This is a genomic window from Mesorhizobium sp. M4B.F.Ca.ET.143.01.1.1 (assembly GCF_004792275.1).
Classification (GTDB): domain Bacteria; phylum Pseudomonadota; class Alphaproteobacteria; order Rhizobiales; family Rhizobiaceae; genus Mesorhizobium; species Mesorhizobium abyssinicae.
In genome coordinates this window covers 1-290 of the sequence record NZ_SRSR01000329.1, presented here as the reverse complement: position 1 = coordinate 290, position 290 = coordinate 1, and the positions used below count along the sequence as shown (strand labels likewise).

General features: G+C 69.0%; 1 pseudogene. It reads right to left on the bottom strand.

Annotation, left to right across the window (positions count from 1 at the left end):
• Positions 1 to 290, bottom strand: a pseudogene (locus EN786_RS37205) (mandelate racemase); the annotation flags it as partial.

Sequence of the window (290 nt, the reverse complement as noted above, 5' to 3'; positions counted from 1 at the left end):
CCGAGCAGGTCGAGGAAGGCCATGTCGAACGCCGCCTTGGCGTAGCCGTGCCCGTTCAGCCGCTCGCCCATTTGTCTGGCCAGAAGCCTGATCGAGGCGATCTCGCAACCGATGAGCCCGGGAGCGATTTCGGCGATCGCGGCGCGAGCGCCCAGCGCGTGATGCGGCTGGTAGACCGGTCCGACCGGGCAGGTCTCGCCCCAGCCGGTCAAACCGTCACCGGTCACGGTCTCGACAAGCGTCGAGTCCAGCGCCTCCCCATCGGCGCTCGCCATCCGATAGACGCCGCC